Origin of the sequence: Lysobacter sp. TAB13 (assembly GCF_052113885.1) — a bacterium.
In the GTDB taxonomy this organism is placed as follows: Bacteria; Pseudomonadota; Gammaproteobacteria; order Xanthomonadales; family Xanthomonadaceae; genus Lysobacter; species Lysobacter gummosus.
Genome location: NZ_JBFRDR010000117.1, coordinates 1 through 551, shown reverse-complemented (window position 1 = coordinate 551; position 551 = coordinate 1). Strand labels below are relative to the sequence as shown.

1 protein-coding gene is annotated in these 551 nt (G+C 67.9%); it reads right to left on the bottom strand.

Annotation, left to right across the window (positions count from 1 at the left end; genetic code table 11):
* The coding region (locus AB4Y92_RS25395; protein ID WP_441822134.1) for a hypothetical protein at positions 1 to 491 on the bottom strand (491 nt) is incomplete at its 3' end.
* Positions 492 to 551: the final 60 nt, after the last annotated feature.

Sequence of the window (551 nt, the reverse complement as noted above, 5' to 3'; positions counted from 1 at the left end):
ATCGAGAATTCCGTGCCGCGCCGCTTGAGGCGGATTTCGCCGCCGCCGCCCGGCATTGTCGCGGTATCGATCTGGATCCAGGGAATCACGGGCTCACTCGGCTTCTGGGGCGGCAGGGTTTCTGAGGTAGCAGCCGCCCGCAACAGCATAGCAGCGCCGGCTGCGCAATTCCCGCTCGGCGGATTCGCCAGGTTCAGGCCGGACTCCAGCGAATACCCGTTGCCCGGGAGGCGGCTGCCATCGCGCTCGCCTGATGCCGCGCGCAGGGTAAAGCCCATGCCGAGCCCGCCGATCAGGATGCGGGGCTCCGGCCGGCCGGCAAGACGCGCCGCGACCAGCGTTGCCAGYGCCTCCTCCGARCCGCTGAGGCGGCTGTTCATCAGCTCGATCGCGCCCAGCATGATCGAGAATTCCGCACCGCGCTGCTTGAGGCGGATTTCGCCGCCGCCGCCCGGCATTGTCGCGGTATCGATCTGGATCCAGGGAATCACGGGCTCACTCGGCTTCTGGGGCGGCAGGGTTTCTGAGGTAGCAGCCGCCCGCAACAGCAT